Annotated in this window: 1 protein-coding gene; it reads left to right on the forward strand. The window is 42.6% G+C overall.

Translation table 11 applies throughout. The features are described 5' to 3' along the window. The coding region (locus AN214_RS22820; protein WP_161805719.1) for a putative Ig domain-containing protein at positions 1–284 on the forward strand (284 nt) is incomplete at both ends.

A 284-nucleotide genomic window follows, 5' to 3' on the forward strand; every position in this document is an offset into this window, starting at 1 on the left:
CGTGTTGTTGACTTTGAACAAACGGGTGTACAGGACGTTCAGTTAGTGATCACAGATGGCTACTTTTATGAAAATGTTGAGTACTCATTGGACGTGAATCCTATTTTACAGATAATTGAACCCGTGCGACTTCGTGCGTTTTTTGGTAAAGAGTTTGTTTACCAGGCTGAAGTAGACTATTTAGGTAATAGGGCATTAACGTATGAAATCTCGCATGGCCCCGATTGGTTATCTATTGATGAAGCTACAGGGGTGATCAGTGGCACCGTACCTGAACCACAACG

Origin of the sequence: Pseudoalteromonas sp. P1-9, from assembly GCF_001399975.1 — a bacterium.
GTDB lineage: Bacteria > Pseudomonadota > Gammaproteobacteria > Enterobacterales > Alteromonadaceae > Pseudoalteromonas.